Origin of the sequence: Streptomyces sp. NPDC096012 (genome assembly GCF_040426375.1) — a bacterium.
GTDB lineage: Bacteria > Actinomycetota > Actinomycetes > Streptomycetales > Streptomycetaceae > Streptomyces.
In genome coordinates this window covers 25,416-43,140 of record NZ_JBEOTD010000017.1, presented here as the reverse complement: position 1 = coordinate 43,140, position 17,725 = coordinate 25,416, and the positions used below count along the sequence as shown (strand labels likewise).

Annotated in this window: 12 protein-coding genes; 3 read left to right on the top strand and 9 right to left on the bottom strand. The window is 73.1% G+C overall.

What is annotated here, in order from left to right; genetic code table 11:
• Positions 1-23: 23 nt before the first annotated feature.
• Complete coding sequence (locus ABVB68_RS18380; protein ID WP_353602130.1) at positions 24-1,208, bottom strand: MarP family serine protease; 1,185 nt, start codon at positions 1,206-1,208, stop codon at positions 24-26.
• Positions 1,209-1,405: 197 nt separating this feature from the next.
• On the opposite strand from ABVB68_RS18380, the gene ABVB68_RS18375 reads away from it, so the two are divergent.
• On the top strand, positions 1,406-2,230 hold the full coding sequence (locus ABVB68_RS18375; protein ID WP_503006172.1) for a peptidoglycan recognition protein family protein: 825 nt from the start codon (positions 1,406-1,408) through the stop codon (positions 2,228-2,230).
• Positions 2,231-2,349: 119 nt separating this feature from the next.
• On the opposite strand, the gene ABVB68_RS18370 is transcribed toward ABVB68_RS18375, so the two are convergent.
• The 7 genes from ABVB68_RS18370 to ABVB68_RS18340 form a co-directional block, all read right to left on the bottom strand.
• Positions 2,350-2,868 carry a DUF4240 domain-containing protein gene (locus ABVB68_RS18370; RefSeq protein WP_353602224.1) on the bottom strand — a complete coding sequence of 173 codons (519 nt, stop codon included), beginning with the start codon at positions 2,866-2,868 and terminating at the stop codon, positions 2,350-2,352.
• Between the two features lie 128 nt (positions 2,869-2,996).
• A complete protein-coding gene (locus ABVB68_RS18365; RefSeq protein ID WP_353602129.1) occupies positions 2,997-3,983 on the bottom strand; it encodes a helix-turn-helix transcriptional regulator in 987 nt (328 codons plus the stop codon).
• A gap of 133 nt (positions 3,984-4,116) precedes the next feature.
• Entirely contained in the window at positions 4,117-6,828 is a 2,712-nt protein-coding gene (aceE, locus tag ABVB68_RS18360; protein ID WP_353602128.1) for a pyruvate dehydrogenase (acetyl-transferring), homodimeric type, read from the bottom strand.
• A 516-nt stretch (positions 6,829-7,344) separates the two neighbouring features.
• Complete coding sequence (locus tag ABVB68_RS18355) at positions 7,345-7,968, bottom strand: GntR family transcriptional regulator (RefSeq protein ID WP_353602127.1); 624 nt, start codon at positions 7,966-7,968, stop codon at positions 7,345-7,347.
• Between the two features lie 405 nt (positions 7,969-8,373).
• Positions 8,374-10,191: a 2-oxoglutarate dehydrogenase, E2 component, dihydrolipoamide succinyltransferase gene (gene sucB / locus ABVB68_RS18350; protein WP_353602126.1), complete on the bottom strand. Its 1,818-nt coding sequence runs from the start codon at positions 10,189-10,191 to the stop codon at positions 8,374-8,376.
• Positions 10,192-10,252: 61 nt separating this feature from the next.
• The gene (gene lpdA, locus ABVB68_RS18345) at positions 10,253-11,641 is read right to left on the bottom strand and encodes a dihydrolipoyl dehydrogenase (RefSeq protein ID WP_353602125.1); all 1,389 of its coding nucleotides are present in this window, start codon (positions 11,639-11,641) and stop codon (positions 10,253-10,255) included.
• A gap of 318 nt (positions 11,642-11,959) precedes the next feature.
• Complete coding sequence (locus ABVB68_RS18340) at positions 11,960-13,516, bottom strand: leucyl aminopeptidase (RefSeq protein WP_353602124.1); 1,557 nt, start codon at positions 13,514-13,516, stop codon at positions 11,960-11,962.
• A 357-nt stretch (positions 13,517-13,873) separates the two neighbouring features.
• On the opposite strand from ABVB68_RS18340, the gene ABVB68_RS18335 reads away from it, so the two are divergent.
• Positions 13,874-15,910 (top strand): hypothetical protein, encoded by a 2,037-nt coding sequence (locus ABVB68_RS18335; RefSeq protein ID WP_353602123.1) that lies wholly within the window; start codon positions 13,874-13,876, stop codon positions 15,908-15,910.
• Positions 15,911-16,012: 102 nt separating this feature from the next.
• Here the strand turns inward: ABVB68_RS18335 and ABVB68_RS18330 are convergent, their stop codons facing one another.
• A complete protein-coding gene (locus ABVB68_RS18330) occupies positions 16,013-16,798 on the bottom strand; it encodes an adenosylcobinamide-GDP ribazoletransferase (RefSeq protein WP_353602122.1) in 786 nt (261 codons plus the stop codon).
• A gap of 60 nt (positions 16,799-16,858) precedes the next feature.
• Here ABVB68_RS18330 and ABVB68_RS18325 point away from each other — a divergent pair, with 60 nt between their 5' ends.
• Positions 16,859-17,623, top strand: a complete 765-nt coding sequence (locus ABVB68_RS18325; RefSeq protein ID WP_353602121.1) for a hypothetical protein — start codon at positions 16,859-16,861, stop codon at positions 17,621-17,623.
• Positions 17,624-17,725: the final 102 nt, after the last annotated feature.

The following is a 17,725-nucleotide window of genomic DNA, read 5'->3' as shown; positions in this document are numbered from 1 at the left end:
CCGCGGGCCGGCCGTCTCCGGCCCTAGGAGTCGATCAGCCGGCCCGTGTCCACGGGTGCCGTCGCCGTGGCCGCCAGCCGGGCGTCGGCCGCCACCTCGGACGCCGTCAGCACGTACCCCGTCTCGGCGTCCGCGGTGGAACGGGCGAAGACCACCCCGAACACCTTGCCGTCCGTGGTCAGCAGCGGACCGCCGGAGTTGCCCGGCCGGACCGTGGACCGGATCGAGTAGATCTCCCGGGTGACCACGCGGTCGTTGTAGATGTCCCGGCCGGTCGCCTCCACCCGGTTCGCCACCGTGGCCGCCTGCAGGTTCAGGCCGCCGTCCTGCGGATAGCCGGCCACCACCGCCGAGTCCCCGCGCACGGCGGCGGTGTCGAAGCGCAGGCGCGGGGCGGCCAGGCCCGGCACATACAGCACGGCCACGTCCCGGGCGGGGTCGAAGAGCACCACCCGTGCCTCGTACGCCGGACCGACCCCGCCCACCCGCACGCTCGGCCGGTCGATGCCCGCCACCACGTGCGCGTTGGTCATCACGTGCCGCGCGGAGAAGACGAAGCCGCTGCCCTCCCGGCCCTCGGCCCCCGCGGCGCCCTCGATCTTCACCGTGCTCAGCTTGGCCGCGCTCGCGGCGGCCGGGGTGACGCTGTCGCCGGTGGGCCGGGGCACCCGGGCCGTCGACTCGTTCTCGAAGGGGTTGAAGACCTGCGGGAACCCCGCCTCCGTCAGCGCCGACGTGGCCCGCGAGAACCATGCCGGCGTGGTCTGCGGCATCGCCTCCTGCACCGCGCCCAGCAGCGTCGAGTTCCGTATCGCCGTCGTCAGGGCCTGGGACGGGGCCGCGCCCAGCACGCTCGCCGCGACCCAGGCCACGATCAGCACCGCGGCCGCGTTCGCCGCCGCGCCCCCCACCCCGTCCGCCACCCGCAGCGGGCCCCGGTCCAGCTCGCCGCGCAGCCGCAGCGCCAGCCGGCCCGCCAGCTCGTGCCCCGCCACCGCCGGTGCCAGCACCGTCAGCACGGCCAGCACCGTCGCCTGCGCCGTGGCGCGCTCCACCAGACCCGTCACCCACGGCAGCAGCCACACGCCGACGACGGCCCCGCCGACGAACCCGGCCAGGGAGACGCAACCGGCGACCAGCCCGCGCCGGTAACCCGAGACCGCGTAGAGGAGGATCACCAGCACAAGCACCAGGTCGAGCAGGTCCACGGAGCCGCCTTTCTCTCGGACCCCTCAGTACGGACGGGGCGCGTCCGCTGATCAGTCACCCGCACACGCGCGGCCACCGGGCGGCGGACCGGCCGCGTACGCGTGTACACCCGGAAACGTCCCGGACCAGGACGATGGTTCCACCAGGTGGCACAGCGCACATCGCGGGCACGGCCGAACGCACCGAGAGTGGCACCATGCGTGTCGTCCCAAGACTGCGGGAGGCCCGGCGACGTGGCCCCCGGACATCCGGCCCCCTGCGCCGGGTGCCGCTCGGCTGGCTGCCGGGCATGCTGGCCGTCCTCGCGCTGGCCCTGTGCGCCCACGGCATCGAGCGCTTCTCCGCCGAACACCGCGAGCGCCCCGCCCCGGTCCCGCCGCCGGCCGCCCACCGGGCCGCCCGGCCGCCCATCGTGCCGCGCACGGTCTGGCTGGACCGCGCCACCGCGCGTTCCCAGCCGCCCCCGCGCTACGACGACCGGGTGGTAGCGGTCTTCCTCCACCACACCGACTCGCCCAACGACTACGACTGCGCCGACGCGCCCGAGGTCATCCGGCACCTGTACGCGGGCCAGACGGGGGACCGCAGCTGGGACGACATCGGCTACAACTTCGTCGTCGACCGCTGCGGCACCATCTACGAGGGCCGCGCCGGAGGCGTCGACCGGCCGGTCACCGGCGCCCACAGCCAGGGCTTCAACCACCGCACCGCCGGCATCGCCGCCCTCGGCACCTTCACCGCCGGCGTACCCGTGCCGCGGGTCATGACCGACGCCATCGCCGCCGTGGCCGCCTGGAAACTCGGGCTCGCCGGCGTCGACCCGCAGAGCCGTGTCCTCCTCACCTCCAGCAACGGCCGCAGCCGCTACAAGACGGGCACCCCCACCACCATGCCCGCCGTGGCCGGCCACAACGACGGCTTCAGGACCAGCTGCCCCGGCGCCGCCCTCACCGCCCGCCTCCCGGAGATCAGGGCGACGGCGGCCCGGCTGCAGGGCCGGACACCCACAGCCACCCCGTGAGCCGGCACCCGGCCCACCGCGCGCCGCGCCCTGCCGGCCACCCCGCACGGGGCACGTGCCGCGCCCTGCCGGCCACCCCGCACCGGGGCACGTGCCGGCGGGGCGTACGGAGCCGGGTGTCACTCCTTGAAGCGCTCCCAGAGCCGGGGATACAGCTGCACGAGCGCCTGCTCGTTCTCGAAGTCCACCGGCCGGCCCACCGGTTCCGCGGGGGCCGGAGGGATGCCGAGATCGGGCGCGACGGAGCCGGTCAGCTGCTCGTACGCCTCGTCGGCCGCGTAGCCCAGCTCCTCGCCGTCGCCGTCGATCTCCTCGTCGAAGTCCTCCAGCAGCACGGCCAGCGCGTCCGGATCGTGCAGGGCGCCCTCGAAGACCTCCCGGCCCTGGCCGATCAGCCAGCACCGGAAGAAGTCGAACGCGTCGTCGCTGCACCCGTCCAGCAGCACCCAGGCGGCACCCCACAGATCCCAGCGGTAGGCGCGGTTGTAGCGGGCCTCGAAGTGACGGGCGAAGTCCAGGACCAGCTCCGGGTCCAGCCGCAGCAGCCGTTCCACCAGCGCGTCCGCCTGGTCTTCGGGGTCGCCCTCGGCCACCTCGCGGGTGGCGTCGATCAGCTCCCAGAACTCCGTCTCGTCCATCACGCCACCAGCATCGGGCCTCGGCCGGTGGGCCGCACGCGGAGTACCACGGATCGTTACCCGGTGGGCCGCGCGCCGAGTACCACGGATCGTTGCCCGGTGGGCCGCGCGCCGAGCGGTACGGACCGTCACCCGCCGGGCGGCTGCCCGTACAGGGCGGCGGCGCGGGCGGCGTCCGCGGCGAACCGCTCCCGCAGGGCCGCCGGCGCGAGCACCTCGGCCTCCGGGCCGAGCCCGGTCAGCTGGCCGTGCGCGACCTCCTCCGACTCCACCGGCAGGGTCACCGTCACCCAGCCCTCGGCGTCCGGCTCGCCCACGGCACCGAGCGCCTCGCGCGCGGACAGCGGATCGACGGCGTACGGCAGCCTGCGCACGCCCTGCGGAGAGAGCCGTACGACGACCTGGGCACGCAGGATCGACCGCGCGAACCGCTCGGCCTGGGCCGCCCAGAAGCCGGGCAGGTCGAAGGCCGGATCGCGGTCGAACCGCTCGTCCAGCGGGTCCGCGGTGGTGAACCGGTCGATCCGGTACGTCCGGAAGGAGCCGCCCGCGGGCACCCGGGCGCACAGGTACCAGACCCCCGCCTTCAGCACCAGCCCGTACGGCTCCAGCCGCCGCTCCACCTCGCCGTCCCCGCGCCGGTAACGGGCGAGGACCGGGCTGTCCGCCCACACCGCCCCGGCCAGCACCGGCAGCAGCGCGGGCGTCTCCGGCTCCCGGAACCAGGCGGGCGCGTCCAGGTGGAACCGCCGGGCGGCGCTGTCCGGGGCGTCCCGCAGCGAGGGCAGCAGCGCCGCGGACACCTTCAGCCGGGCCGCCGAGGCGGCGTCCTCGAGACCCATCTGCCGCAGCGCCGCGGGCACCCCGCTCAGGAACAGCGCCTCGGCCTCGCCGCGGGCCAGCCCGGTCAGCCGCGTGCGGTAGCCGCCGATCAGCCGGTATCCCCCGGCCCGGCCGCGATCGGCGTACACCGGCACCCCCGCCTCCGACAGCGCCTGCGCGTCGCGGGTGACGGTCCGCTCGGACACCTCCAGCTCCCGCGCCAGCTCGGCGGCGGTCATGGCGGCCCTGGACTGCAGGAGCAGGACCATCTTGATGAGACGAGCGGCGCGCATGCCCCTCATGATGCCGGGGGCCACCGACAACCCACCGGGGACGCCGGGGGCACTGACGAGGAAGGGGTACGGCGGCCGCCGTACCCCTTCCTCACACCTCGTTCTCAGTGCCTCGTCACCGGCACCCCGGTGCCTACAGCCCGTACTTCTCCCGGGCCTCCTTCACCGCCGTCGCCTGGACCTCGCCGCGCCTGGCCAGCTGGGCCAGGGCCGCGACGACGATCGACGGGGCGTCGACGCCGAAGTGGCGGCGGGCGGCCGCCCGGGTGTCCGACAGGCCGAAGCCGTCGGCGCCCAGCGAGGACCAGTCCTGCTCGACCCACTGCGCGATCTGGTCCGGGACCTGGCGCATGTAGTCGGAGACGGCCAGCACCGGGCCCTCGGCGCCCTGCAGCGCCTGGCGGACGTACGGCCCCCGCTCCTCGCCGCGCAGCAGCGCCGCGTCGGCCTCCAGCGCGTCCCGGCGCAGCTCGGACCAGGAGGTAGCCGACCACACGTCGGCGGCCACGCCCCACTCCTCGGCGAGCAGCCGCTGCGCCTCGAGGGCCCAGTGGATCGCCGTACCGGAGCCCAGCAGCTGGATGCGCGGGGCGTTGGCCGGTGCGGTCAGGCCCGCGGACTCCGCCGTGTTGAAGCGGTACAGGCCCTTGACGATGCCCTCGTCGATGCCGAGGCCCTGCGGCTTGGCCGGCTGCGGCAGCGGCTCGTTGTAGACCGTCAGGTAGTAGAAGACGTTCTGGTCCTCGCCCGGCCTGGCCTCGCCGTACATCCGGCGCAGACCCTCCCGGACGACGACGGCGACCTCGTAGGCGAAGGCCGGGTCGTAGGTGAGCGCGGCCGGGTTGGTCGCGGCGATCACCGGCGAGTGGCCGTCGGCGTGCTGCAGGCCCTCGCCGGTCAGCGTCGTACGGCCCGCCGTCGCGCCGACGAGGAAGCCGCGGCCGAGCTGGTCGCCGAGCTGCCACATCTGGTCGGCCGTGCGCTGCCAGCCGAACATCGAGTAGAAGATGTAGAACGGGATCATCGCCTCGCCGTGCGTCGCGTACGCGGTCGATGCGGCGATGAAGTCGGCCATCGAACCGGCCTCGGTGATCCCCTCGTTGAGGATCTGGCCGTTTCGGGCCTCCTTGTAGTACATCAGCTGGTCGCGGTCGACCGGCTCGTACGTCTGGCCCTTGGGGGAGTAGATCCCGAGGGACGGGAACAGGCTCTCCATGCCGAAGGTGCGCGCCTCGTCGGGGACGATCGGCACCCAGCGCTTGCCCGTCTCCTTGTCGCGGACCAGGTCCTTGACGAGACGGACGAACGCCATGGTGGTGGCCACGTTCTGCGAGCCGGAGCCCTTGTCGAAGGAGGTGAAGGCCTTCTCGGCGGGGGCCGGCAGCGGGGCCAGCGCGTGCGTGCGGCGGGCCGGGGCCGGTCCGCCGAGGGCCGCGCGGCGCTCCTGGAGGTAGCGCACCTCGGGGGAGTCGGCGCCGGGGTGGCCGTAGGGGACCACACCGTCGGTGAAGTCGCTGTCCTTGATCGGCAGTTCCAGCAGGTCGCGCATCGCCTTGAACTCGTCCACCGAGAGCTTCTTCATCTGGTGGTTGGCGTTCTTCGACGCGAAGCCCTCGCCGAGGGTGTGGCCCTTGACCGTCTGGGCCAGGATCACGGTCGGCGCGCCCTTGTGCTCGACGGCGGCCTTGTACGCGGCGTAGACCTTGCGGGCCTCGTGACCACCGCGCGAGAGGTGGAAGCACTCGAAGATCTTGTCGTCGCTCAGCAGCTTCGCCATCTCCGCCAGTGCCGGGTCGGCACCGAAGAAGTCCTGGCGGATGTAGGCGGCGTCACGGGTCTGGTACGTCTGGATCTGCGCGTCCGGTACCTGGCGCAGGCGGCGTACCAGCGCGCCGGTGGTGTCGAGGGCGAAGAGCTCGTCCCAGGCGGTGCCCCACAGCGTCTTGACGACGTTCCAGCCGGCGCCGCGGAACTGGGCCTCCAGCTCCTGCACGATCTTGAAGTTGGCGCGGACCGGGCCGTCCAGGCGCTGCAGGTTGCAGTTGATGACGAAGGTGAGGTTGTCCAGCTCCTCACGGGCGGCGAGCGCGAGGGCCGCCGTCGACTCCGGCTCGTCCATCTCGCCGTCGCCCAGGAAGGCCCAGACGTGGGAGGCGGAGACGTCCTTGATGTCGCGGTTGGTCAGGTAGCGGTTGAACCGCGCCTGGTAGATCGCCGACAGCGGGCCGAGGCCCATGGACACCGTCGGGAACTCCCACAGCCAGGGCAGCCGCCGCGGGTGCGGGTACGACGGCAGGCCGTTGCCGCCCGCCTCCTGGCGGAAGTTGTCCAGGTGCGCCTCGGTCAGCCGGCCGTCGAGGAAGGCGCGGGCGTAGATACCGGGGGAGGCGTGGCCCTGGATGTACAGCTGGTCGCCGGAACCGGCGGCGTCCTGGGATTCCTTGCCCTTGAAGAAGTGGTTGAAGCCGGTCTCGTACAGCCAGGCCGCCGAGGCGAAGGTGGCGATGTGGCCGCCGACGCCGTGCTTCGCGCCGCGGGTCACCATGGCGGCCGCGTTCCAGCGGTTCCAGGCGGTGATCCGGGCCTCCATCTCCGGGTCACCGGGCAGGTCCGGCTCGGCGGAGGTGGGGATGGTGTTGACGTAGTCCGTCTCGAGGAGCTTCGGCAGCGCGACGCCGCCCCGCTCGGCGCGCTCCAGCGTGCGCCGCATCAGGTACGCGGCGCGGTGCGGCCCGGCCTCCCGTGCGACGGCGTCGAGGGAGGCCTGCCATTCGGCGGTCTCCTCCGGGTCGCGGTCCGGGAGCTGGTCGAGCGCGCTCGGCTGGATGGCGTTGGGGTCGGTCATGTCGCCGCCTTCCTCAGTCGAAGGGGGTTCCCTCATCGGTAAGGGTTCGGGGGTGCCCTAGGTCTTTGGCAGGACAGGGCAGAGGACTTCGGTGGAAGTCCGTCGGTGACTTTAACTCCCTGATCGATGATCGATCAAAGGTTTGAGGGCCAAAACCTCTCGATTCCGAAAAAGTAGGCACCGGGTGCCTTTGAAATGGGCACGCGGTGCCGTGATCGACCCGGGTTTTCGCAGGTGAGCGGGGGTGGGCTCGCGTGCGGCCGAGGAGCGGATCGCAGCCGAACCGCGTGCATCCGGAGTGGCGTGCACCCGGAGCGGCGTGCAGCCCCCGGGGACATGGGCTTCGTGCGCCGGGCGCGTGGTGGACGGTCCGGGACGTGTGCCTCGTCCGTCAGGCGCGTGGTGGACGGTCCGGCCACGCGTGCCTCGTCCGTCAGGGGCGTGGTGGACGGTCCGGGACGTGTGCCTCGTCCGTCAGGCGCGTGGTGGACGGTCCGGCCACGTGTGCCTCGTGTGTCAGGGGCGCGGCGCGCAGCCGAGGACGTGTGCCTTCACCAGCTCCGCGATCCGCGGGTCCCGCCGCTTGAACGCCTGCACCAGCTCCTCGTGCTCCTCGGCGTACGACTGCTGGACCGTCCCGAGCCACCGGATGGACAGGGCCGTGAAGACCTCGATGCCCAGGCCCTCCCAGGTGTGCAGCAGCACCGAGTTGTCCGCCGCGCGGACCAGCTCGCGGTGGAAGCCGACCGTGTGGCGGACCTGCCCCGTGCCGTCGGCGTCGCGGTCGGCCTCGTACAGGGCCAGCACATGCGGTTCCAGCGCCGAGCAGTCCGCCGCGAGGCGCTCCGCCGCCAGCTCCGCCGCGATGGCCTCCAGGCCGGCCCGGACGGGGTAGCTCTCCTCGAGGTCGGCCGCGGTGAGGTTCCGCACGCGCACGCCCTTGTTCGGCGCGGACTCGATCAGCCGCAGTGACTCCAGCTCGCGCAGCGCCTCGCGGACCGGCGTCTGACTGACCTCCAGCTCGGTGGCGATCCGGCGCTCCACGATCCGCTCACCCGGCTGCCAGCGCCCGCTGACGATCCCCTCCACGATGTGCTCGCGGATCTGTTCGCGCAGCGAGTGGACGACGGGCGCGGTCATGGGGGCTCCTTGGCAGTGCGGACCCGGCGGGTCGGCGGGACCCTTAGACAATACGGCCGCGGCCCCGGGCAGAAGGGGCACGGTTGCTCTCGCCACAGGTGACGCCGGTTACAGAGCACTGCCCGCCGGGCCGCGAAAGCATTCCGCCCCACCGGTGCGGCACTCCTGCCCGCAACCTCAACCTCCGTGACCGCCGGGGCCGTTGAACCGCATGTCCGCACGGTGGATCCCGGACCTCTCGAACGGGCCGCTCGACGGGCACACCCCGATGCGCTGCGGCGCTCGGCCGCACCGGACGACACCCCCGTCCCCAGGGGGAGGCCCGCGGCCGCACGACGGAGCCCCCGCCCGGAGATGGACTCCGGGCGGGGGCTCCGTCGTGCTGCCGTGGGGCGTGTTCCGGCCTTACAGGCCGAGCTCGACCTCGAACTCGCCGGCCTCCAGGATCGCCTTGACCGCCGTCAGGTAACGGGCCGCGTCGGCGCCGTCGACCAGGCGGTGGTCGTAGGAGAGGGTCAGGTAGGTCATGTCGCGGACGCCGATGACCGTACCCTCCTCGGTCTCGATGACGGCCGGACGCTTGACCGTGGCACCGATGCCGAGGATCGCGACCTGGCCCGGCGGCACGATGATCGTGTCGAACAGCGCGCCGCGCGAACCGGTGTTGGAGATGGTGAAGGTCGCGCCGGACAGCTCGTCCGGGGTGATCTTGTTGGCGCGTACCTTGCCGGCCAGCTCCGCCGTGGCCTTGGCGATGCCCGCGATGTTGAGGTCGCCGGCGCGCTTGATGACCGGGGTCATCAGGCCCTTCTCGGAGTCCACCGCGATACCGACGTTCTCGGTGTCGAAGTAGGTGATCGTGCCCTCGGCCTCGTTGATCTTGGCGTTGACGACCGGGTGGGCCTTCAGGGCCTGCGCGGCGGCCTTCACGAAGAACGGCATCGGGGAGAGCTTGACGCCCTCGCGGGCCGCGAAGGAGTCCTTCGCCTTGGCGCGCAGCCTCATCAGGCGGGTGACGTCGACCTCGACGACCGACGACAGCTGGGCCTGCTCGTGCAGCGCCTTGACCATGTTGTCGCCGATGACCTTGCGGATGCGGGGCATCTTGACGGTCTGGCCGCGCAGCGGGGAGGCCTCCAGGGTGGGGGCCTTCTTCGCGGCGGGCGCGGCAGCGGCCGGAGCCGGGGCGGCGGCCTTCGCGGCCTCGGCGGCGGCGATGACGTCCTGCTTGCGGATGCGGCCGCCGACGCCGGTGCCCTTGACGGTGGCCAGGTCGACGCCGTTCTCGGCGGCGAGCTTGCGCACCAGCGGGGTCACGTAGGCGCCCTCGTCGGTCGCCTGGGTGGCGGTCGGCGAGGTGGGAGCGGTGGCCGGGGTGACCGCGGCCGGGGCGGGCGCCGGGGCCGGGGCCGACGGGACCGGCTCGGGAGCCGGGGTCGTCTGCTGCTGCGGAGCCGGGGCCGTCGGCGCCTGCGGGGCCGCCGGAGCCGGAGCCGGAGCCGCCGGGGCGGCCGGAGCCGCGGCGGGGGCCGGGGCGGCGGCGGGCGCCGGAGCGGCCTGCGCGGGGGCGGCGGCGGGGGCGGCACCCGGGGCGCCGATGACGGCGAGCTTGGCGCCGACCTCGGCGGTCTCGTCCTCGTTCACCACGATCTCGAGCAGCACGCCGGAGGCGGGCGCCGGGATCTCGGTGTCGACCTTGTCCGTGGAGACCTCGAGCAGCGGCTCGTCGGCCTCGACGGCGTCGCCGACCGACTTCAGCCAGCGGGTGACGGTGCCCTCGGTGACGGACTCGCCGAGGGCGGGCAGGACCACGTCCGTGCCCTCGGCGGAGGAGCCGCCGGAAGCGGCCTCGGCGGTCGGGGCCGGGGCGGGGGCGGCCTGCTCGGTGGAGGGCGCGGCCGGGGCCTCGGCGGCCGGGACGGCCGTCTCGGCCGGGGCCGGAGCGGACTCGGCAGCGGGGGCCGGGGCGGCAGCGGGCGCACCCGTGCCGTCGTCGATCACGGCCAGCTCGGCGCCGACCTCGACGGTCTCGTCCTCGGCGACCTTGATGGAGGCCAGCACACCGGCGGCGGGCGAGGGGATCTCGGTGTCGACCTTGTCGGTCGACACCTCGAGCAGCGGCTCGTCGGCCTCGACGCGCTCGCCCTCGGCCTTCAGCCAGCGGGTGACAGTGCCCTCGGTGACGCTCTCACCGAGCGCCGGAAGGGTTACGGAAACCGCCATGGTTTCGGTTGCTCCTAACGAATTGCGGAAGTCTGTGTCGTCGCGCCCGTTGACCGAAGGCTCAGTCGTGGGAGTGCAGGGGCTTGCCGGCGAGCGCCAGGTGCGCCTCGCCCATCGCCTCGTTCTGCGTCGGGTGGGCGTGGATGAGCTGGGCGACCTCGGCCGGCAGCGCTTCCCAGTTGTAGATCAGCTGGGCTTCGCCGACCTGCTCGCCCATGCGGTCGCCGACCATGTGGACGCCGACGACGGCACCGTCCTTCACCTGGACGAGCTTGATCTCGCCCGCGGTGTTCAGGATCTTGCTCTTTCCGTTGCCCGCCAGGTTGTACTTCAGAGCGACGACCTTGTCCGCGCCGTAGATCTCCTTGGCCTTGGCCTCGGTGATACCGACGGAGGCGACCTCCGGGTGGCAGTACGTCACCCGCGGGACACCGTCGTAGTCGATCGGAACGGTCTTCAGACCGGCCAGGCGCTCCGCCACCAGGATGCCCTCGGCGAAGCCGACGTGCGCGAGCTGGAGCGTCGGGACGAGGTCACCGACGGCGGAGATGGTCGGGACGTTGGTCCGCATGTACTCGTCGACCAGGACGTAGCCACGGTCCATGGCGACACCCTGCTCCTCGTAGCCCAGGCCCTGCGAGACCGGGCCGCGGCCGACGGCGACGAGGAGGACCTCGGCCTCGAACTCCTTGCCGTCGGCGAGGGTGACCTTGACGCCGTCCTGGGTGTACTCGGCCTTCTGGAAGAAGGTGCCGAGGCTGAACTTGATGCCGCGCTTGCGGAACGCGCGCTCGAGAAGCTTCGAGCTGTTCTCGTCCTCGACCGGCACGAGGTGCTTCAGGCCCTCGACGACGGTCACGTCCGAGCCGAAGGACTTCCACGCCGAGGCGAACTCGACGCCGATGACACCGCCGCCCAGGATGATCGCGGACTTCGGCACGCGGTCCAGGACGAGGGCGTGGTCGGAGGAGATGATCCGGTTGCCGTCGATCTCCAGGCCCGGCAGCGACTTCGGCACGGAGCCGGTCGCCAGCAGGACGTGGCGGCCCTGGACGCGCTGGCCGTTCACGTCGACGGAGGTGGGGGAGGACAGTCGGCCCGTACCCTCGATGTAGGTCACCTTGCGGGAGGCGATCAGGCCCTGCAGGCCCTTGTACAGGCCGGCGATGACGCCGTCCTTGTACTTGTGGACGGCCGGGACGTCGATGCCCTCGAACGTGGCCTTCACACCGAACTGCTCGCTCTCGCGGGCCTGGTCGGCGATCTCGCCCGCGTGCAGCAGGGCCTTGGTGGGGATGCAGCCCCGGTGCAGGCAGGTGCCGCCGACCTTGTCCTTCTCGATCAGGGCGACGTCCAGGCCCAGCTGCGCCCCGCGCAGGGCCGCGGCGTAACCACCGCTACCACCGCCGAGGATCACTAGGTCGAAAACGGTGCTGGCGTCGTTCGCCACGTCACGTCCTCCATGCATGTGCGCCGTGCGCCGGGCACCCTTGCCCCTTCGGGAGGTGACCGGTCGGTCGGCTGGTGTCCGGCCGCTTGATGCTTCGGCCCTTCGGTGGGGGCCCTGTCCTGCCGGGCTCCATCTTTGCACTTGTTCGAGGCGTACGAGACGCGGGGCCTCGGTGTGAGACACCCCACGTACACCCGGAAACGACGGTGCGCACGGACCAGGGGCGCGGGGAACCGTGCGAACGGGTCCCCGTGCCCCCGCGGTCCGCGTACCGCCGCCGGCCCGCGAGGCGCCGGAGGCGAACGGGCCGCCGGCGGCTCAGCCCAGGTCGCCCGCGGCGGTCAGTTCGGCGAGGCGGACCAGCGTGCGCACCGCGGACCCGGTGCCGCCCTTCGGCGTGTACCCGAACGGGCCGCCCTCGTTGAACGCCGGTCCGGCGATGTCGAGGTGGGCCCAGGTGATCCCCTCGCCCACGAACTCGCGCAGGAACAGACCGGCGACCAGACCGCCGCCCATCCGCTCGCCCATGTTCGCGATGTCGGCGACGGAGGACTCCATGCCCTTGCGCAGGTGCTCGGGCAGCGGCATCGGCCACGCCGGCTCGCCGACCTCGTCCGCCGCCTCGTGCAGTGCGGTGCGGAACGCGTCGTCGTTGGCCATGACGCCGAACGTCCGGCTGCCCAGCGCCAGCATCATCGCGCCGGTCAGCGTGGCGACGTCCACGATCGCGTCCGGCTTCTCCTGCGACGCAGCCCACAGCGCGTCGGCGAGGACCAGCCGGCCCTCGGCGTCGGTGTTCAGCACCTCGACGGTCTTGCCGCTGTACATGCGCAGCACGTCACCCGGGCGCACGGCGGAACCGGAGGGCATGTTCTCGGCCAGCGCCAGCCAGCCGGTGACGTTGACCTGGAGGCCGAGGCGGGCGGCGGCCACGACGGCGGCGAACACGGCGGCGGCACCGCTCATGTCGCACTTCATCGTCTCGTTGTGCCCGGCCGGCTTCAGCGAGATGCCGCCCGAGTCGTAGGTGATGCCCTTGCCCACGTAGGCCAGGTGCTTGTCCGCCTTGGGATGCGTGTACGAGAGCTTCACCAGGCGCGGGGTCGCGGCCGAGCCGGAGCCGACGCCGAGGATGCCGCCGTAGCCGCCCTTGGTCAGGGCCTTCTCGTCGAGCACCTGCACCTTGAGGCCGTGCTCCTTGGCGGCCGCCTGCACGATGCCGGCGAAGATCGCGGGGGTGAGGTCGTTCGGCGGGGTGTTGACCAGGTCGCGGGAGCGGTTCAGCTCCTCGCAGACGGCGACGGCGCGCGCGACGGCACCCTTGTGCGCGGCGTCGCGCGGCTTGCCGCCGAGCAGCACGGCCTCGGCCAGCGGCGCCTTGCCGTTCTTGGCCTTGGCACCGTTCAGGGCCTGACGGCCGTTCTCCTTGTAGGAGTCGAAGGAGTAGGCGCCGAGCAGGGCGCCCTCGCCGATCGCCTCCAGGGCTCCGGGGCCGTCGACGGGCAGCGCGAACGCGGCCTTCGCGGTCCCGGCGAGCGCGCGGGCCGCCACGCCGGCGGCCCGGCGCAGCGCCTCGGCGTCGTAACCGGCGTCGGCGTCCGGGCCGTCAGAGGTGCCGGGCTCCGCGCCCAGCCCCACCGCCAGCACGAGCGGGGCCTTGAATCCGGCCGGGGCGGGCAGCTTCGTCAGCTCGCCCTCGGCGCCCGAGGCGCCCAGGGTCTCCAGGACGCCGGCCAGCTTGCCGTCGTACGCCTTGTCCACGGCTTCGGCACCCGGCGCGACGACGGGGCCCTTGGTGCCCTTGGCGACACCGATCACGATCGCGTCGGCCCGCAGGCCGGGCGCCGCGGCGGTGCTGAGAGTCAGAGCAGTCACGGTGGTGAGATCTCGCTTCCGATGTGAAGTTCCTGTGGCCGATGCGGGGTGGGGTCGACCGGGCCCGAGAGCCGACCCTAGGCCCAGTCCTGGGAGCAGGCGGCAACCGGGGCCTTCACCCTGTCGGCGAACACCCGGCACGAGACTACGCGCGTGCGGCCGTTCGCTCATTCCTGCGGGTGTTCACCCGTACGTGGCGTCATGGCCATTTCCGCCCCTCGGGCGCGGGTGACCTGAGCCACACTCGTCAAGTTCCGGTGGGCCGTGTGTCCACCGATTCGCATGATTGCCACTGATCCTCCACGGATCCGTCACGGATCCGGACATCGGGGGATCTCTTGGGGGGAGGGACCTGTCATGGCCCATCGGGCACACCGCTGGAGAGCGGCCGCGGTCACCGCGACGGCGGCGGGAACGATCACCTTGGGACTGGCCGCACCGGGCGCGTCGGCCGCCGCCGATCCGCGTATCGACCTGAGGGTCCTGGTCGTCGACGACGGTGCCGGACCGGTCGGTGCGATCACCGCCCAGCTCAGGAGCGAGGGCGTCCCGTACACCACCGTGCAGCTGGACGACCCCGGGCGTCCCGCGATCACCGCGGCCTTCCTGAGCGACACGGCCGGCGGCCGGCCGCGCGCGAAGTTCCAGGGCGTGGTCCTGCCGAACGAGGCCCCCTTCGGGGCGGAGTCGGCCGAGCAGACGGCGCTGGAGGCGTACGAGAAGACCTATGGCATCCCGCAGGTGGACGCCTACACCTGGGCCCACCCCGAGGTGGGCCTGGACTACACCGACAGCAACGGCTACGCCGGCACCCTCGACGGGCGCACGGCCACCGTCAGCGGGGCCGGGCGGGCGGGTGCGTTCGGATATCTGCGGGGTGCCTTCTCCTTTGAGGACAACTCGCCGTCCGTGGACGAGAGTTACGGCTTCGTCGCCCAGCCGCGCGCCGGCTTCACCAGCTTTGTCGACACCCCCGTGCCCGGCGGCACCGGCACCGGCAGCCTGCTCGGCGAGTACGCGCACGACGGCCGCCGCGAGCTGGTGGTGACCTTCGCCTACAACGAGCACCAGCAGCAGTTCCGGGTGCTGGCCCGCGGCATGGTCGAGTGGCTGACCCAGGGCGTGCACCTGGGACAGGCCCGCAACTACTTCGCCGTGCACGTCGACGACGTCTTCGCGGCGGACGCCCGCTGGGACGGCGAACGCAACTGCACCCCCGGCGACATCGACTGCGCGGGGGGCGGCGACGACACCGCGACGCCGATCCGCATGACGCCGGCCGACGCGCAGTACGCCGCCCAGTGGGAGCGGAGCCACGGCTTCACGCTGGACATGGTGTTCAACGCGGGCGCCGGGGAGGAGTGGAAGAGCGAGAACGGCGGCCAGGACCCGACGGCCGACCAGCTCCTGAAGGACAAGGCCGAGTACCGCTGGGTGAACCACACCTACACCCATCTCTTCCTCGGATGCGTCCAGGACACCACGACGGTGCCCTGGAGCTGCGCGAAGAACGCCGACGGCTCGACGAAGTGGGTGAGCCGCTCCGACATCTCCAGGGAGATCGCGGACAACTACGACTGGGCGCTGGCGCACGGCCTGCCGGTCGACCGCAGCGAACTGGTCACCGGTGAGCACTCCGGTCTGAAGACCCTGCCGCAGCAGCCGCAGGACAACCCCGGACTCGGACCCGCCCTGGCCGCGAACGGCGTGAAGTGGACGGCCTCGGACAACTCCCGCGAGTCCGCGCAGCGGACCGTGGGCAGCAGCACGCTCACCGTGCCGCGCTACCCGATGAACGTGTACTACAACACCGGCACCAGGGCCGAGATGGCCGACGAGTACAACTGGATCTACACGTCCAGGGCGGACGGCGGCAGCGGGATCTGCGAGGACAACCCGACCTCGACCTGTCTGCCGCAGCCGCTGGACACGGCCACCGGGTTCACCGACCACATCGTGCCCACCGAGGCGCACGCCGATCTCGGGCACGTGCTGAGCAACGACCCGCGTCCGCACTTCGCCCACCAGTCCAACCTGGCCGAGGACCGCAACCTCTACCCGGTCCTGGAGCGCGTACTCGCCGACTACCACGCCCTGTTCGCCGACAACACCCCGATCGTCAACCTGCGGCAGAGCGCCATCGGCGCCGAGCTGCAGAACCGGGCCAAGTGGCAGACCGCGCTCGACGCCGGCCGGGTCACCGCCTACCGGATCGGCAACACCGTGACCGTCACGGCCCCGTCCGGCACCCAGATCCCGGTGACGGCACCGGAGGGGACGCGGCAGCAGCAGCCGCTGGGCACGACCACGTTCGGCACGGCCTACGCCGGTGCGCGCGCGGCCTGGGGGACACCGGGCCTGCTCCAGTCCGCACTCACGCTGAAGCTGCCGTAGCGGAACGCACCTCGAACCCCAGGGGGGAACACCACCCCGCGAGCGGCCCCGGCGACCGGCCCGACCCCGGGCCTCGCCGGGCGGCCGCCCGGCGTGAGGGGGCTAGTGGCCCAGGGAGAGCACCACGAGTGCGGTCGTCGCCGCCGTCTCCGCCAGCGCGCCGAACACGTCACCGGTGACTCCGCCGAAGCGCCGGACGCAGCGGCGCAGGAGCAGTTCGGCGACGGCGACGGCGGCCACCACCGCGAGGGCGGTGCGCGCGCCGTCGTACGCGCCGAGGCCGGCGCCCGACGCCCCGGCCGCCGCCGGCACGACGACCGCCACGGCCGCCGCCGCGCCCGTCGGCACCACGCCGGCCACCGCCGCGCCCAGCCCCTCCGGACGGGCGGCCGGTATCCCGGCGCGCGCGGCGAGGGTCAGCACGAGACGGGCGGCGGCCGCGGAGACGACGGCGGCCAGCGCGCCCCGCGCCCACGAGGCGTCGTAGAGGTGGGCCAGCACGGCGGCCTGGGCCAGCAGCACCAGGACGAGGGTGAGCACCCCGAACGGGCCGATGTCCGACTGTTTCATGATCCTGAGCGCGTCCTCGGCCGGCTTGCCGCTGCCCAGCCCGTCGGCGGTGTCGGCGAGGCCGTCCAGGTGCAGTCCGCGGGTCAGCGCGGCGGGCACGGCCACGGAGGCGACGGCGGCGAGCGGCGCTCCGGCGCCCAGGAACAGCAGCAGCACACCCAGCCCGGCCGCGCAGCCGCCGACGGCGAGACCGGCCACCGGGGCGGTGAGCATGCCGCCGCGCGCCGCCTCCCGGTCCCACCGGCGCACCCGGACGGGCAGCACGGTGAGCGTGCCGAAGGCGAAGCGGAGGCCGTCGAGGGGGGAGGACTTGAGCACCGGCGCAGGTTACCCGGCGCTCGCGAGGCCGCCTCCCGCACCCGGGGTTAAGGTGCGCATATGGGGCACTGGTGGGTGCGGAACATCGTCGAGCCGGGCAAGCTCCCGCTGCTGGTCGCCCTCACCGCCTTCGTGCTGACCTTCGTCGTCACCCGGGTGGTCACCCGGCTGATCCGGGCCGGCAAGGGCCCCTTCGGCAACGTCAAGGCGGGCGGGCTGCACATCCACCACGTCGTCCCCGGCGTCATCCTCACCGTCATCGGCGGCTTCGGCGCGGTCGCCAGCGACCGGCACGGCGCCGGCGGGGTGATCGCCGCCGTCGTCTTCGGCATGGGCGCGGGTCTCGTCCTGGACGAGTTCGCCCTGATCCTGCACCTGGACGACGTCTACTGGAGCGAGGAGGGTCGCAAGAGCGTCGAGGTCGTCGTGCTCACCGCCGCCCTGGTCGGGCTGCTGCTGGCCGGCTTCTCCCCGTTCGGGGTCAACGACCTGACCCAGGACGAACTGGCGGACCGCGGCGGTGCCCTCGGCGCCATCGCGGCCAACTTCCTCTTCGCGCTCATCGCCCTGAGCAAGGGCAAGGCCCGGGTCGCGATCTTCGGGGCCGTCGTGCCGCTGGTGGCGCTCGTCGGCGCGCTCCGGCTGGCCCGCCCCGGCTCGCTGTGGGCCCGCCGCTTCTACGGCCGCCGCCCCCACGCCCGTGCCAAGGCCGCCCTGCGGGCCTACCGCCACGACCGCCGCTGGGTCCGGCCGCGGCGCGCCGTTCAGGACTGGATCGGCGGCAGGCCCGATCCGCGGCCGGTCCGGCTGCCCGGCCGCGACTGACAGTGCGGTACCCGCGGCGGCACGCGCAGTCGCCGCGGCAGTCGCGGCAGCCCCAGCAGTCGCAGTCGCCACGGGCGCCGCAGCCGCCACGACCGCCGCAGT

Bases quoted from the DNA above. Each gene is read 5' to 3' on its own strand.
- ABVB68_RS18325 (WP_353602121.1), top strand. From the start codon at position 16,859: ATGGGGCACTGGTGGGTGCGGAACATCGTCGAGCCGGGCAAGCTCCCG.
- ABVB68_RS18335 (WP_353602123.1), top strand. From the start codon at position 13,874: ATGGCCCATCGGGCACACCGCTGGAGAGCGGCCGCGGTCACCGCGACG.
- ABVB68_RS18355 (WP_353602127.1), bottom strand. From the start codon at position 7,968: ATGACCGCGCCCGTCGTCCACTCGCTGCGCGAACAGATCCGCGAGCAC.
- aceE (WP_353602128.1), bottom strand. From the start codon at position 6,828: ATGACCGACCCCAACGCCATCCAGCCGAGCGCGCTCGACCAGCTCCCG.
- ABVB68_RS18375 (WP_503006172.1), top strand. From the start codon at position 1,406: ATGCGTGTCGTCCCAAGACTGCGGGAGGCCCGGCGACGTGGCCCCCGG.
- ABVB68_RS18370 (WP_353602224.1), bottom strand. From the start codon at position 2,868: ATGGACGAGACGGAGTTCTGGGAGCTGATCGACGCCACCCGCGAGGTG.
- sucB (WP_353602126.1), bottom strand. From the start codon at position 10,191: ATGGCGGTTTCCGTAACCCTTCCGGCGCTCGGTGAGAGCGTCACCGAG.
- ABVB68_RS18365 (WP_353602129.1), bottom strand. From the start codon at position 3,983: ATGCGCGCCGCTCGTCTCATCAAGATGGTCCTGCTCCTGCAGTCCAGG.